We start from the raw sequence: 13,370 nt of genomic DNA, 5'->3' as shown, positions 1-13,370 counted from the left end.
CCGCTCCGCTCCGTCAGATGAACCGGACCCGCTCGATCACGTAACTGCGATCGCCCGAGGGGGTCACCACCTCGACCTCGTCGTCGACCTTGCGGCCGATGAGGGCACGGCCGAGCGGCGAGTTGTAGCTGATGCGGCCGCGCTTGGCGTCAGCCTCGGTCTCGCCCACGATCTGGTAGGTGATCTTGCGATCCTCCTCGTCGAGCAGGTCGACGGTTGCGCCAAACACCACCCGATCGCCCGAAAGCGTCTTCGGGTCGATGACATGGGCCCGGGCCAGCTTGTCCTCGATCTCGGCAATCTGCGCCTCGATCTGGCCCTGCCGCTCCTTGGCGGCATGATACTCGGCGTTCTCGGAGAGGTCGCCATGGGCGCGCGCCTCCTCGATCGCCTCGACGTTCTCGGGGCGCTCGACTTCCTTCAGATGCTTCAGCTGCCGCTGCAGCTCGGCATAGCCTTCCGCCAGCATCGGGAATTTCTCGATCGTTGCCATCCTCGGTTCCTTGTCCCGATCGTGCCAGCAGGGGAGTCAAGCCGGAAGCGGCCGGCCACGGGGCCGGGAACGAAACGTCTGGGCTTCCGGAATGACTGTCCTCGCTGGGCCCATAACTCTAGGGCGGCGGGGGCGCCTCTGCAAGGGCGCCCGTGGGTCAGGCGGCCGCCATGCCGTCAAGCCCGGCGTGCAGCGCCTGAAGCGAGGCGACATCGGGGGTGCGTGCCCGGATCGCGGCGATCGCCTCGACCGAGGCGAGGCTTGCGGCGGCCGTCGTGTAGATGGGCACGCGCGACGCCCATGCCGCCGCACGGATGGCCTGGCTGTCCTTCAAGGACTGGGCGCCCTCGGTGGTGTTGAACACAAGGTCGACGCCGCGGTCGAGGATCCGGTCGACGATGTGGGGCCGGCCTTCGAGCACCTTGTTGACGACCTCGACCTCGAGGCCCTCGGCAGCGAGATAGGCGGCGGTGCCGCGGGTTGCGATCACCCGGAAGCCCATGCCGAGGAGATCGCGCACGGCGGAGAGGATGAGCGGCTTGTCGCTGTCCTTCACCGAGACGAAGACCGTCCCCTCCTGCGGCAGGCGGGTGCCGGCGGCGAGCTGGCTCTTCCAGAAGGCCATGGCGAAGTCGGCATCGACTCCCATGACCTCCCCGGTCGACTTCATCTCCGGCGAGAGCACCGGGTCGCTCCCGGGGAAGCGGGCGAAGGGGAAGACCGCTTCCTTGACCGAGGTGTAGCCCGGGCGGCGGCGCGGCGGCCGAAGCTCGGCAAGCCGGGCGCCCGCCATCACCCGCGCGGCAAGCGCGGCGTAGGGCACGCCGGTCGCCTTGGCGACGAAGGGCACGGTGCGGCTTGCCCGCGGGTTGACCTCGATCAGGTGGACGAGACCATCCTTCACCGCGAACTGGACATTCATGAGGCCGCGCACGGCAAGCGCCCGGGCCAGCGCCTCGGTCTGGCGCTCGATCTCGGCGATGATGGCGGGATCAAGGCTGTGCGGCGGAAGCGTGCAGGCGCTGTCGCCCGAGTGCACGCCCGCCTCCTCGATGTGCTGCATGACGCCGGCCACATGCACCGTCTCGCCGTCGGCGAGCGCGTCCACGTCCACCTCGATCGCGTCCCTGAGGTAGCGGTCGATGAGGACGGGCGAGTCCCCGGACACGCGGACCGCGGTGCCGATGTAGGCCTCGAGCTGGGCGGGCGAGGCGACAATCTCCATCGCCCGGCCGCCGAGCACGTAGGAAGGACGGATGAGCACGGGATAGCCGATGCGGTCGGCCACCTCGGCTGCCTCGGCCGGCGAGCGGGCCACGCCGCCCTCGGGCTGGCGGAGGCCGAGCCTGCCGACGAGCGCGGCGAACCGCTCGCGGTCCTCGGCGAGGTCGATCGAGTCGACGGGGGTGCCGAGGATCGGCACGCCGGCGGCCTCGAGCGCATGGGCGAGCTTCAGCGGAGTCTGGCCGCCGAGCTGGACGATGACGCCCGCGAGCGTGCCCGCCTGCTGCTCGACGTGGAGGATCTCAAGCACGTCCTCCGCCGTCAGCGGCTCGAAGTAGAGCCGGTCGGAGGTGTCGTAGTCGGTCGAGACCGTCTCGGGGTTGCAATTGACCATGATGGTCTCGAGCCCCTCGGCGGAAAGCGCGAAGCAGGCGTGGCAGCAGCAGTAGTCGAACTCGATCCCCTGGCCGATGCGGTTGGGGCCGCCGCCGAGGATGACCACCTTGCGCCGGTCTGAGGGGGCGGCCTCGCACTCCACCCCGGCGTAGGTGGAATACATGTAGGGGGTGGCGGCCTCGAACTCGGCAGCGCAGGTGTCGATCCGCTTCATCACCGGGCGGACGCCGAGCGCGTGCCGGCGTGCCCGCACCTCGGCCTCGGCGAGGCCGGCGAGGGCGGCGAGGCGACGGTCGGAGAAGCCCATGGCCTTGAGGCGCCGGAGCCCGGCCGCATCGGCGGGAAGTCCGCGTTCCTCCACCTCGCGCTCGGCCGCGACGATCTCGGCCAGCCGGTCGACGAACCAGGGGTCGTAGGCCGAGACGCGGACCACCTCCGAGGGCGGAATTCCGGCCCGGAGCGCGTGGGCCGCAACGAGGAGCCGGTCTGGCGTGCGGGTGGCCAGCGCCGCCAGGATCTCGCCCTTGCCGGCACCGGCCAGCCGCTCGGGCGGATCGAGGCCGGCGAGCCCCGTCTCGAGCCCCCGCAGCGCCTTCTGGAGCGATTCGGCGAAGCTGCGGCCGATGGCCATCACCTCGCCCACCGACTTCATCGCCGTGCCGAGCGTCGCGTCGCTGCCGCGGAACTTCTCGAAGGCGAAGCGCGGGATCTTGGTGACAACGTAATCGATGGTGGGCTCGAAGCTCGCGGGCGTCGCCCCGCCGGTAATCGCGTTCGGGATCTCGTCGAGCGTGTAGCCGACGGCAAGGAGCGCGGCGACCTTGGCGATCGGAAAGCCGGTCGCCTTGGAGGCGAGGGCGGACGAGCGCGAGACGCGCGGGTTCATCTCGATGACGACGAGCCGGCCATCCGCCGGGTTGACCGCGAACTGCACGTTCGACCCGCCGGTCTCCACCCCGATCGCCCGCAGGCAGGCGATCGCGGCGTTGCGCATCACCTGGTACTCCTTGTCGGTGAGGGTGAGGGCGGGCGCGACGGTGATCGAGTCGCCCGTGTGGGTGCCCATCGGGTCGACGTTCTCGATGGCGCAGACGATGATGGCGTTGTCGGCGCGGTCGCGCACGACCTCCATCTCGTACTCCTTCCAGCCGAGAACCGACTCCTCGATGAGCACTTCGCCGACCGGGCTCGCGTCGAGCCCGCCGAGCACGATCCGCTGGAACTCCTCGCGGTTGTAGGCGATTCCGCCACCGGTGCCGCCGAGGGTGAAGCTGGGGCGGATGATGGCGGGCAGCCCCACCGTCTCGAGCGCGGCCAGCGCCTCCTCGAGGCTGCGGACGAGCGCCGAGCGCGGCGATTCAAGCCCGATCGCCTCCATCGCCTCGCGGAACTTGAGCCGGTCCTCGGCCTTCTCGATCGCCTCGGCCTTCGCACCGATGAGCTCGACCCCGAAGCGCGCCAGCGTGCCGTCCTTGGCCAGCGCGAGCGCGGTATTGAGCGCAGTCTGCCCGCCCATGGTGGGAAGGAGCGCATCGGGCCGCTCCTTCGCGATGACCTTCGCGACCATCTCGGGCGTGATCGGCTCGACATAGGTCGCGTCCGCCAGTTCCGGGTCGGTCATGATGGTGGCGGGGTTCGAGTTGACCAGGATGATGCGGTAGCCCTCGGCCTTGAGCGCCTTGATGGCCTGGGTGCCGGAATAGTCGAACTCGCAGGCCTGGCCGATGACGATGGGGCCGGCGCCGATGACGAGAATGGAGGCGATGTCGCGGCGGGCGGGCATCGGGCTTAGCGCAGCATGCCGACGAAGCGGCGGAACAGGTGGGCGCTGTCCTGCGGGCCGGGCGAGGCCTCGGGGTGGTGCTGCACCGAAAACACGGGCCGGCCGACGAGCTCGATCCCGCAGTTGGAGCCGTCGAACAGGCTGACGTGGGTCTCGCGCACGCCCCCGGGAAGGGTCGCTGCGTCCACCGCGAAGCCATGGTTCATGCTGGTGATCTCGACGCGGCCGTCGGCCAGCCGCTTGACGGGGTGGTTGGCGCCGCGGTGGCCCTGGTGCATCTTGACCGTCCGCGCCCCCACCGCAAGCGCCAGCATCTGATGGCCGAGGCAGATGCCGAACAAGGGTCTTCCGGTCTCGAGCCAGGCGCGGATGACGGGCACGGCGTGCACGCCGGTCGCGGCCGGATCGCCCGGGCCGTTCGAGAGGAAGAGGCCCTGCGGAGCATGCGCCATGATCTCGTCGAAGCTGGCGGTGGCCGGCACCACCGTCACGCGCGCCCCGGCGCCGACGAGCTGGCGCAGAATCGCGCGCTTGACGCCATAGTCGATGGCAACCACGTGCGGCGCGTCGGCCGGAAGCTCGGGGCGCGCATAGCCCTGCCCCGGCACCCAGGGGCCCTCCTCCCAGCGGAAGCTCTGGGTGGTCGAGACTTCGGTTGCGAGATCGAGCCCCTCGAGGCCGGACCAGGCGCGCGCCCGGGCGACAAGGGCCTCCACGTCGAAGCGACCGTCCCTGCGATGCGCGATGACGGCGTTCGGCGCGCCCTCGAGCCGGATGCGGCGGGTGAGCGCGCGCGTGTCGATGCCGGCAACGCCGATCCGCCCCCAGGCGGCGAGCCAGTCGTCGAAGCGCTGCACCGCCCGGTGGTTCGACGGGGCCGTCACCGGCCAGGCGACGACGCAGCCCACCGCGTGGGGGTTGGTGGCCTCCACGTCCTCGGGATTGGCACCGACGTTGCCGATGTGGGGGAAGGTGAAGGTGATGATCTGGGCGGCGTAGGAGGGATCGGTCATCACCTCTTGGTAGCCCGTCATCGCCGTGTTGAAGCAGAGCTCGCCAAGCCCCTCCCCTTCGGCGCCGAAGCCCTGCCCCCACAGCAGCGTGCCGTCGGCAAGCGCCACAACTCCCGTCGCGCCGGGGGGCTGGCGCGAAGGGAAGTCGTCGGCCATGGGGGCTCCTTGCGGCTCGCGGATTGTCGGGCTGGGGTGGCGCGTTAGGGTCCGCACTGGACCGCGTCAACCGGCCTCTGGCAGGGGAGCGGGGTGATTCGGCAGTCCATCTCGGCGGCGCTGACGGCGGCGATGAAGGCACGCGATGCCGAGCGGGTGGCGGCGCTGCGGCTCGTGCAGGCGGCGCTCAAGAACCGCGACATCGAAGCCCGCACCGGGGACGCTCCAGCCGATGACGACGCCCTCGTCATCGAGGTGCTGCAGAAGATGGCGAAGCAGCGGCGCGAATCGATCGAGATGTACCGCGCGGGCGGCCGCGACGACCTGGCGGCCCGCGAGGCGTTCGAGCTCGCCGTCATCGAGGGCTTCCTTCCCGCCCAGCTCGACGACGCGGCGGCGGAGGCAGCGATCGCGGCCATCGCCGCGCGGGTCGGCGCCACGGGCCCGAAGGACATGGGCGCGCTGATGACGGCGGTGAAGGCAGAGCTAGCAGGCCAGGTGGACATGAGCCGGGCAAGCCGGCTCGCCCGGGCAGTCCTCGAAGCCCGGGCCACCGGCTGAGCAAAAGGGGCGTGGACGTGGCAAGCCTGAAGCAGCGGATGGATGCCTGGACCACGCGGACGCTCGCCTACCTTCACCGCCGCTTCCTCGTCGATGACCGCCGGCACTGGCCGCTGCGGCGAGTCTACGAAAGGGCGGCGGAAAGCTCGGCGAGCTTCATCGAGGCCAACATGGACGATGCGGTGCTCTTCGATTACCGCACCGACTACTGGGCCTGGCTCGTCACCCGGCTGCCGAAGGAGGGCCTGCTGCTCGAGGCCGGCGTGTTCGAGGGCAAGTCGATCAACTTCATCGCCGACCGGCTGAAGGCGCGCGGAGACGGTCGCCTCATCCACGGGTTCGACAGCTTCGAGGGCCTCGAGGAGGACTGGGCCGGCGAAGCGCTTGCCGCGGGGCACTTCGATCAGGGCGGACGGCTGCCGCCGGTGCGCGCGAACGTGCGCCTGCACAAGGGCTGGGTGCAGGACACGGTTGCCCCCTTTCTTGCGGAGCATCCGGACGAGCCGATCGCCCTCCTCCACATCGACACCGACACCTACACGCCGGCGCGCTACCTGCTCGAGACCTGCGCCCCGCGCCTCGTGCCCGGCAGCATCATCGCCTTCGACGAGCTGATCGGCTACCCGAACTGGCCGGCGCACGAGGCGAAGGCGCTCTCCGAGGTGCTGCCGCGCGAGCGCTACCGCTTCATCGCCTTTACCAGCCGGCAGGCAGCCATCCGCATCCTCGCCTGACGCCCATGGCGCCCGGCCGCGGGCTCGGCTAGCCTTCGCCCGATGGCGCTCGGCGAAGCCTTCCTCGAGGAGCTGAAGACCCGGGTGTCGCTTGCCGACATTGTCGGCAGGCGGGTGCGGCTCCTGCGCGCCGGGCGCGACCTCAAGGGCTGCTGCCCCTTCCACGGCGAGAAGACCCCGAGCTTCCACGTCTATGCCGACCACTACCACTGCTTCGGCTGCGGCGCCCATGGGGATGCCATCCGCTTCCTGATGGAGGCGGACGGCCTCGATTTCATGGGTGCGGTGCGCGCGCTCGCCGCCGAGGCCGGCATGGAGGTGCCCGAGACCCGCGCATCCCCGGCCCAGGCGCGCGCGTCGGGGCTCCACCGCGTGCTCGAGGCAGCCGCCGGCTGGTTCGCCGAGCGCCTCGCGGCAGCCGAGGGGGCGGAGGCGCGGGCCTATCTCGCCCGGCGCGGCGTGGATGAGGGGCTAGCCCGGGCCTTCGGGCTCGGCTGGGCGCCGGCCAGCGGTCTCGAGGCGGCGCTGAAGGCGCGCCTGCCCGATGCCGACCGGGCCCTGCTGGCCGAGGCGGGACTGCTGACCGAGGAGGGCCGGCAGCGCTTCCGCGCGCGCCTCATGTTCCCCATCCGCGACGGCCGGGGCCGCACCGTCGGCTTCGGGGGCCGTCTCCTCGGGGTGGGCGAGCCGAAGTATCTGAACTCCGCCGATGGCCCGGTCTTCCACAAGGGCAGGCTGCTCTTCAACCTCGACCGGGCGGCGGCCCCGGCGCGCAAGGCGGGCCGGCTTGTCCTCGTCGAGGGCTACATGGACGTGATCGGCCTCGCCCGCGTGGGGCTTGCCGAGACAGTCGCTCCGCTCGGCACCGCGCTCACCGAAGCGCAGCTCGCGCTGGCCTGGCGGGTGGTGCCCGAGCCCGTGCTCGCCTTCGACGGCGACGCCGCCGGCCTGCGAGCTGCCGCCCGGGCAGCCCAGCTGGCCCTCGCCGGAATCGGCCCGGGGCGGAGCCTCAGGATCGCGCTGCTTGCCGCCGGCGAGGACCCTGACGACCTTGCCCGCCGCGGCGGACGCGAGGCCGTGGAGGCGCTGCTGGCCGGCGCCCGGCCGCTGGAGCGGTTCCTGTTCGACGTGGAGGCAGCGGTCGCCCCGCTCGACACGCCCGAGCGCCGCGCCGACCTCCGACGCCGGCTGGACGCGCTCGCCGCCACCATCCCGGATGCGGGGCTCGCCCGCGACTACCGCGAGAGCTGGCGCGCGCGGGCCGATGCCCTGTTCGCCCCCCGCGGCGAGGGACGCCGGCAGCGCAGGGGCTCCCCGCCACCGGGCAGCCGCCTGCCGCCGGCACGCGCCGAGACTCGCGCGGCCCGGTCCACCACCGAGACGATGCAGGCGACGCTGCTTGCCGCGCTCGCGGCCCGCCCCCGAGCGATCGAGCGCCACCGCGAGGCGCTCGCCGAACTCCGCTTCGCAAGCCCTGCGCTCGATGCCGCGCGCGACGCCCTCCTCTCGGGCACGACCCCCGATCTCCCCCCCGGCCTTGACCCGAAGGGACTTGCCGCGCTTGACGACGCCGCGTTCGACGCCCGAGTCGCAGCGGCCCTTGCGTCCTACCTTGTCCGTGCCCACATGCCGGTGCTGCGCCGCGGGGCTCTGCCCGGCGACCCGGTCGGCGCAGGGGCCGGCGGCTCCGGAGCGCGCGTCGGTGCAGCTCTGGCAGAGGCCCGGGCACGGCTGATTGCGCCCGTCCTCGAGGTGGCCGGTCCGGGCCGCTTACGGGAGCCGGGCGCGGGCGGGCAGATGCAGGGTGGCGGCAGCGTCGGAGCAGGCGACGCAGGCAGGCGGGAACGGGACTGACGAGGCGGCATGGCAACCAAGAGCTACCAGGCGACGGACGAAACGGGCGAAGCGGCGGAGACCGAGGGCGCTCCCGTCATCGACCTCAACGGCGCGGAGCTGAAGCGGCTGATCGCTCGCGCCAAGAAGCGCGGCTGGCTCACCTATGATGAGCTCAACAAGGCGCTGCCGCAGGGCGAGATGCCCTCCGAGCAGATCGAGGACGTGATGGCCGCACTCTCGGAGATGGGCATCAACCTCGTCGAGCGGGAGGATTCGGTCGAGGAAGCGGAAGAGGAGGACGAGGAGGAGATCCTCGAGGACGCCGCGAGCGAGGCGATCGGCCCGGCGGTGATCACCGCCCAGCCCAAGGAGAAGATCGACCGCACCGACGACCCGGTCCGGATGTATCTGCGCGAGATGGGGGCCGTCGAGCTGCTCTCGCGCGAAGGCGAGATCGCGATCGCCAAGCGCATCGAGGCGGGGCGCGACACCATGATTGCCGGGCTGTGCGAGAGCCCGATGACCTTCGCGGCCATCATCGAATGGTCCCGCGCGCTCAACGAGGGCCGCATGCACCTGCGCGAGATCCTCGATCTCGAGGCGATGCTGGCCAAGCCGCCGACCGAGGACAATCCCGACGCCGAGGCGAGCGACACCCCGCTCGCGTTCAAGGAAGATCGCGACGAGGACGAGGAGGCATCGCCCGCGCCGGCAGAAGACGAGGAGGACATGGTCGAGCGGCGCGTCGCCCCGCCGCCCAGCTTCGACGACGATGACGACGAGGGCGGGCTCAGCCTCGCGGCGATGGAGGAGAAGCTGAAGCCCGAGGCGCTCGAGCGCTTCGCGCGGATCGAGGCCATCTACGAACGCTTCGCCAAGCTCCAGGCCGAGCGCATGGCGGCGATCCACGCGGGCAGCAGCCTGCCGCCGGCCGACGAGCGCCGCTACCAGAAGCTTCGGGGGGAGCTCACCCAGGAGATCGCCGCGGTCCAGTTCACCAATGCCAAGATCGAGGGCCTCGTCGAGCAGCTCTACAGCTACAATGAGCGGCTGACTGCGCTCGGCTCGCAGATGATGAAGCTGGTCGACAAGCACAGGATCCCGCGAAAGGACTTCCTCGACGTCTACCTCGGCCGGGAGCTCGACGAGGGCTGGCTCGAGGCCAACGCCGGCCGCGACCGCCGCTGGGCGGCCTTCGCCGCCGCCGAAGCCGGCGAGGTGGCGCGCATCCGCCAGGAACTTGCAAACATCGCCCGCGACGTCGGGATGGAGCTCGGCGAGTATCGCCGCATCGTCAACATGGTGAAGAAGGGCGAGCGGGAGGCCCGCATCGCCAAGAAGGAGATGGTCGAGGCCAACCTCCGGCTCGTCATCTCGATCGCCAAGAAATACACCAACCGTGGGCTCCAGTTCCTCGACCTCATCCAGGAGGGGAACATCGGTCTCATGAAGGCCGTGGACAAGTTCGAGTACCGGCGCGGCTACAAGTTCTCGACCTACGCCACCTGGTGGATCCGGCAGGCCATCACCCGCTCGATTGCCGACCAGGCGCGCACGATCCGCATTCCGGTCCACATGATCGAGACGATCAACAAGCTGGTCCGCGCAAGCCGCCAGTATCTCCACGAGACCGGCCGCGAGGCAACGCCCGAGGAGCTTGCCGAGCGCCTTTCCATGCCGCTCGACAAGGTCCGGAAGGTGCTCAAGATCGCCAAGGAGCCGATCAGCCTCGAGACTCCCATCGGCGACGAGGAGGACAGCCACCTCGGCGACTTCATCGAGGACAAGAACGCCGTCATCCCCGTGGACGCCGCGATCCACGCCAATCTCAAGGAGACGGTCACGCGGGTGCTCGCCAGCCTCACCCCGCGCGAGGAGCGGGTGCTGCGCATGCGCTTCGGCATCGGCATGAACACCGACCACACGCTCGAGGAAGTGGGCCAGCAGTTCTCGGTGACCCGCGAGCGGATCCGCCAGATCGAGGCCAAGGCGCTCCGCAAGCTGAAGCACCCCAGCCGCTCGCGCAAGATGCGCAGCTTCCTCGAGAACTGACGCCCGTGCGCGCCGCGCTCCTCGCCGCTGCGGCGCTCGCTGCCGCCCCGGCCGCAGCCGCGCCGGAGATCGAGGCCATCCGCGCCGAGGTGCGCGCTGCCGGCGTCTACCCCTTCGAGCGCACCCGGACCATCACCGACACGCGCAACGGCGGCACCCGGCGCGTGGAGGTGGACCGCTACGACCCGGCAAAACCGGAAGGCCAGCGCTGGACGCTCGTCTCGGTCGACGGCCGCGCGCCGACCGAGGCGGACCGGCGCGCCCACGCCCGGGCCGTTGCCGACCAGCCCATCGCGCCGGGCCCCTGGCGGCTTGACCCGCTGCTCGCCGGCCCGGCCCCCAAGGTGACCCGCAGCGGCGCCGAGACCGTCTACGCCTGGCCCCGGCTGCCGAAGGGCTCGCTGCCGACCGGACGCTTCGACGTGACCGGCAACCTCGCCGCCGAAGTCTTCGTGACCGAGGCCGGAGGTCGCCCGACCGTCACGCGGATGCGAGTGTTCGCGCCCGAGCCCTTCCGCGTGCTCGCAATCGCGAAGTTCGACACGCTGACCGTGACGAGCGACTATGCCCGGGACGCCAGCGGGCGCCTGGTGCTCACCCGGCAGGAGACGGTTCAGGATGCCAACTTCCCCGGCCGCGGCCGCGGCGTGATGCGGGTCGACATGCGGTTCCGCCCGCTCTCCTGAGCGGCCCGGTCCCGCCCGAGCCGCAGCCCGACGAGAAGCGTGCGCGGGTCGGCCCGCTCGAGGAGTGCGCCCGAGAAGCCCGTCTCGACCGTGGCGTCGAGAAGGTTCTGCGCGTCGAACGTGAAGGCCAGCCACGGCCCGAGACGCACGGCCAGCTGCAGGTCGACCGTCGTGGCCGGCGCGAGCCGCCGCGCGTTCAGATCATCCTCGAACCGCGCACCCTCGTGGCGCAGGTCAAGGCGCGCTGCGACCGGCCCCCGCGCGTAGCCGGCGTGCGCCGAGAGCCAGAGCTGCGGCGTCTGCGCGGGCCGCAGCCCGTCGAGCGCGGGGGCGACCGCCCCGCCCCCGACTTCCGCGGCAACCGCCGCAAGCCCGCCGCCGAGCTCCAGCGCCCCGAGCGCCACCGCGCCGTCCGCCTCGACGCCCCTCGCGCGGATGGCGGGAAGGTTGAGGCGCTGGCGAAAGGTGCCGCCGGCCGGCACGAACCCCACGCCCGGGAAACTTCCGGGCCCGCGCCCGCGCGTCACGTTGGCGATGGCGCCCTCGAGCCGGTTCGCAAACAGGGTGACGGCAAGGCGGGCATTGGTGTCGGTGATGTCAAGGCCAGCCTCGACGCCCCGCAGCCGCTCGGGGTCGAGCAGGGGGTTGGCGGCGGTTGCATCGAGGCCTGCCCGGAACGGGCGGTGCAGCTCGTTGAGCGTGGGCAGCCGCCACCCGGAATAGCCGGCGAGCCGGACCGCGACCGGACTCCCGACCCATGGCGCCCAGCGCGCGCCGGCGCGCCAGCTTGCCTCCGTGCCGCGCCGGTCAGCCGCCGTCGCGTCCAGAAGCGGACGGCCGGTCGCGATCTCCGTCTCGCGCAGGATGCCGCCCCGAAGCGCCCAGCCGTCCACCCGCCCGCCGGCAAGGAGGGTGACCGAGGGCAGCGGGCGCGCCTCGACCTCGACGAAGCCGCCCGCCGTGCGGCTCCGGCCGCCGGCCACCCGCACCGCGGTCGGCGCGCGTGCGACGAAGCGGAACCGCTCGCGCGTCTCGCCCTCCGCCAGCCGCCAGTCCCCGCCCAGCCTGAGCCAGGAGGCGGGCCGCAGTTCGGCCCGGCCGCCGGCGCCGCGCGCAGGTGTCGCCACCTGGTCGAGGGCGAGGGTCGCAGCCGTCCGTTCCGGGTTCAGCGTCAGCGTGCGGGCGCGGAAGTCGCGGAGCTGGCCGAAGAGGAGGAGCTCGGCCGGCAAGGCGCCGCGGTGGACGAGGCGGAGCGAAAGGTCGCCGCCGCGGGTGCCGGTCTCGGCGCCCTCGACGCCGCGCAGGCGCAGGTCGTCGAAGGCGGCGAAGCTGGCCTGCAGCTCGGTTGCCGCACCCACGGGGGCGAGTGCCCGGGCGCGCAGGCCCGCCTGCCGGAAGCGGGCGGGAGCATCGACCGGCCCAGCGCGATCGGAGTCGACGAGGAGGAAGCCGGCGCTCCGCCGGAACCGGCCGGCGATGCCCAAGGCCCCGCCGCCTTCGACGGGAAGCCCGACGGCGGCGGCCGCATCGAGGCTGGCGAAGCTGCCGCCGCGCAGCGCCGCGAAGGTGGCGGGCAGGGCGGAGTCGAGCGCGATGGCACCGGCAAGCGCCCCGGGCCCGTCTGCCACGCTCCCGCCGCCGCGCGTGACCCGCGCCGCGGCGAGCGGGCCGGCGTCAAGCGCGGCGGTCGCGACCCAGCCGGCGAAGAGGTCGGCCTGGGGCACGCCGTCGAGCGTGACGGCGGTGCGGCTGGCCGCATTGCCGCCGAGCGCGCGGAGCGTCACCCCCTGCGCGGTGGGGCTGGCGCTTGCGGACGAGGCGCGGCGGAAGGCGGAGAGGCCCGGCACGCGGGCGAGCGCCGCCTCGATCCGCCCGGCTGCCGTGGCAAGGTCGGCCGGCCCCAGCGCCACCGTGCCGAGCGGAAGGGCCGGAGCCTCGAGCGCCCGCCCGGTCACCACGATGTCGGCGGGGGCTGCCGCAGGCAGATCCATGGCGCGGGCCTAGCCAGATAGGGCATCCGCAGGCAAGGCATTGACCCTGCAGCCCTATGGAGACCGCGACGGGCACATCGGCCCGTCTCTCCGCGTGACCGGCTCGTCTCACGCCAGCGGGTCGAGGCCGCTGCGCGTCCGCTGCGGTTGGCCCGCGGGGGTTACACCTCGCGCCTTCCGCCCTCCGCAGCGGAACGCAACGGTCGAACTTGGCACCGGCAAGCCAGAGAAACAACCCGGCTCAGGCCAATGCAGAATTCATTCCAAATATAGCATAGAGGAGAATGTCAAATCCTCCGTGTCAGAAGCCCAGAATATTGAGTACCCCATGTTCATTCAGTGTTCATATGATTCTATTCTGGATTGCAAAGCATTTATTCACAACCTGTTCATTGGGTTACATTCCTATATGGAGGAGTTTATGAAGGCCTTGGGTTGCCTTCGC

The 13,370-nt window shown here is 71.7% G+C and carries 9 protein-coding genes; 5 read left to right on the top strand and 4 right to left on the bottom strand.

Translation table 11 applies throughout. The annotated features are described in order from the left end of the window. Positions 1–13: 13 nt before the first annotated feature. The 3 genes from greA to carA all read right to left on the bottom strand — a co-directional run bounded on the left by greA (position 14) and on the right by carA (position 5,065). Positions 14–493 carry a transcription elongation factor GreA gene (gene greA, locus H3H34_RS00485; protein ID WP_194743315.1) on the bottom strand — a complete coding sequence of 160 codons (480 nt, stop codon included), beginning with the start codon at positions 491–493 and terminating at the stop codon, positions 14–16. 157 nt (positions 494–650) lie between these two features. Next, on the bottom strand, positions 651–3,896 hold the full coding sequence (gene carB / locus H3H34_RS00480) for a carbamoyl-phosphate synthase large subunit (protein ID WP_194743314.1): 3,246 nt from the start codon (positions 3,894–3,896) through the stop codon (positions 651–653). A 5-nt stretch (positions 3,897–3,901) separates the two neighbouring features. Beyond that, positions 3,902–5,065: a glutamine-hydrolyzing carbamoyl-phosphate synthase small subunit gene (gene carA / locus H3H34_RS00475; protein ID WP_194743313.1), complete on the bottom strand. Its 1,164-nt coding sequence runs from the start codon at positions 5,063–5,065 to the stop codon at positions 3,902–3,904. Positions 5,066–5,158: 93 nt separating this feature from the next. Between carA and H3H34_RS00470 the strand changes: the two genes are divergently transcribed. Genes H3H34_RS00470 through H3H34_RS00450 form a run of 5 tightly spaced genes read left to right on the top strand, consistent with a single transcriptional unit; the run spans position 5,159 to position 10,934 of the window. Continuing rightward, positions 5,159–5,626, top strand: coding sequence for a GatB/YqeY domain-containing protein (locus H3H34_RS00470; RefSeq protein WP_194743312.1), 468 nt, complete (start codon positions 5,159–5,161; stop codon positions 5,624–5,626). 17 nt (positions 5,627–5,643) lie between these two features. Continuing rightward, complete coding sequence (locus H3H34_RS00465) at positions 5,644–6,360, top strand: class I SAM-dependent methyltransferase (protein WP_194743311.1); 717 nt, start codon at positions 5,644–5,646, stop codon at positions 6,358–6,360. A 42-nt stretch (positions 6,361–6,402) separates the two neighbouring features. Beyond that, complete coding sequence (gene dnaG / locus H3H34_RS00460) at positions 6,403–8,214, top strand: DNA primase (RefSeq protein WP_194743310.1); 1,812 nt, start codon at positions 6,403–6,405, stop codon at positions 8,212–8,214. 9 nt (positions 8,215–8,223) lie between these two features. Then, positions 8,224–10,248, top strand: a complete 2,025-nt coding sequence (gene rpoD / locus H3H34_RS00455; protein WP_194743309.1) for an RNA polymerase sigma factor RpoD — start codon at positions 8,224–8,226, stop codon at positions 10,246–10,248. 5 nt (positions 10,249–10,253) lie between these two features. Next, complete coding sequence (locus H3H34_RS00450) at positions 10,254–10,934, top strand: hypothetical protein (protein WP_194743308.1); 681 nt, start codon at positions 10,254–10,256, stop codon at positions 10,932–10,934. On the opposite strand, the gene H3H34_RS00445 is transcribed toward H3H34_RS00450, so the two are convergent. Then, positions 10,862–12,925, bottom strand: coding sequence for a TonB-dependent receptor (locus H3H34_RS00445; protein WP_194743307.1), 2,064 nt, complete (start codon positions 12,923–12,925; stop codon positions 10,862–10,864). The two genes, H3H34_RS00450 and H3H34_RS00445, sit on opposite strands and share 73 nt — an antisense overlap. Between the last annotated feature and the right edge of the window lie 445 nt (positions 12,926–13,370).

The organism is Thermaurantiacus tibetensis (assembly GCF_015354055.1).
GTDB classification, from domain to species: domain Bacteria; phylum Pseudomonadota; class Alphaproteobacteria; order Sphingomonadales; family Sphingomonadaceae; genus Thermaurantiacus; species Thermaurantiacus tibetensis.
Note: the sequence above shows the minus strand (reverse complement) of the source record. Positions and strands in the feature narration are given on the sequence as shown.

Bases quoted from the DNA above. Each gene is read 5' to 3' on its own strand.
- dnaG (WP_194743310.1), top strand. From the start codon at position 6,403: ATGGCGCTCGGCGAAGCCTTCCTCGAGGAGCTGAAGACCCGGGTGTCG.
- carB (WP_194743314.1), bottom strand. From the start codon at position 3,896: ATGCCCGCCCGCCGCGACATCGCCTCCATTCTCGTCATCGGCGCCGGC.
- rpoD (WP_194743309.1), top strand. From the start codon at position 8,224: ATGGCAACCAAGAGCTACCAGGCGACGGACGAAACGGGCGAAGCGGCG.
- H3H34_RS00445 (WP_194743307.1), bottom strand. From the start codon at position 12,925: ATGGATCTGCCTGCGGCAGCCCCCGCCGACATCGTGGTGACCGGGCGG.
- carA (WP_194743313.1), bottom strand. From the start codon at position 5,065: ATGGCCGACGACTTCCCTTCGCGCCAGCCCCCCGGCGCGACGGGAGTT.
- greA (WP_194743315.1), bottom strand. From the start codon at position 493: ATGGCAACGATCGAGAAATTCCCGATGCTGGCGGAAGGCTATGCCGAG.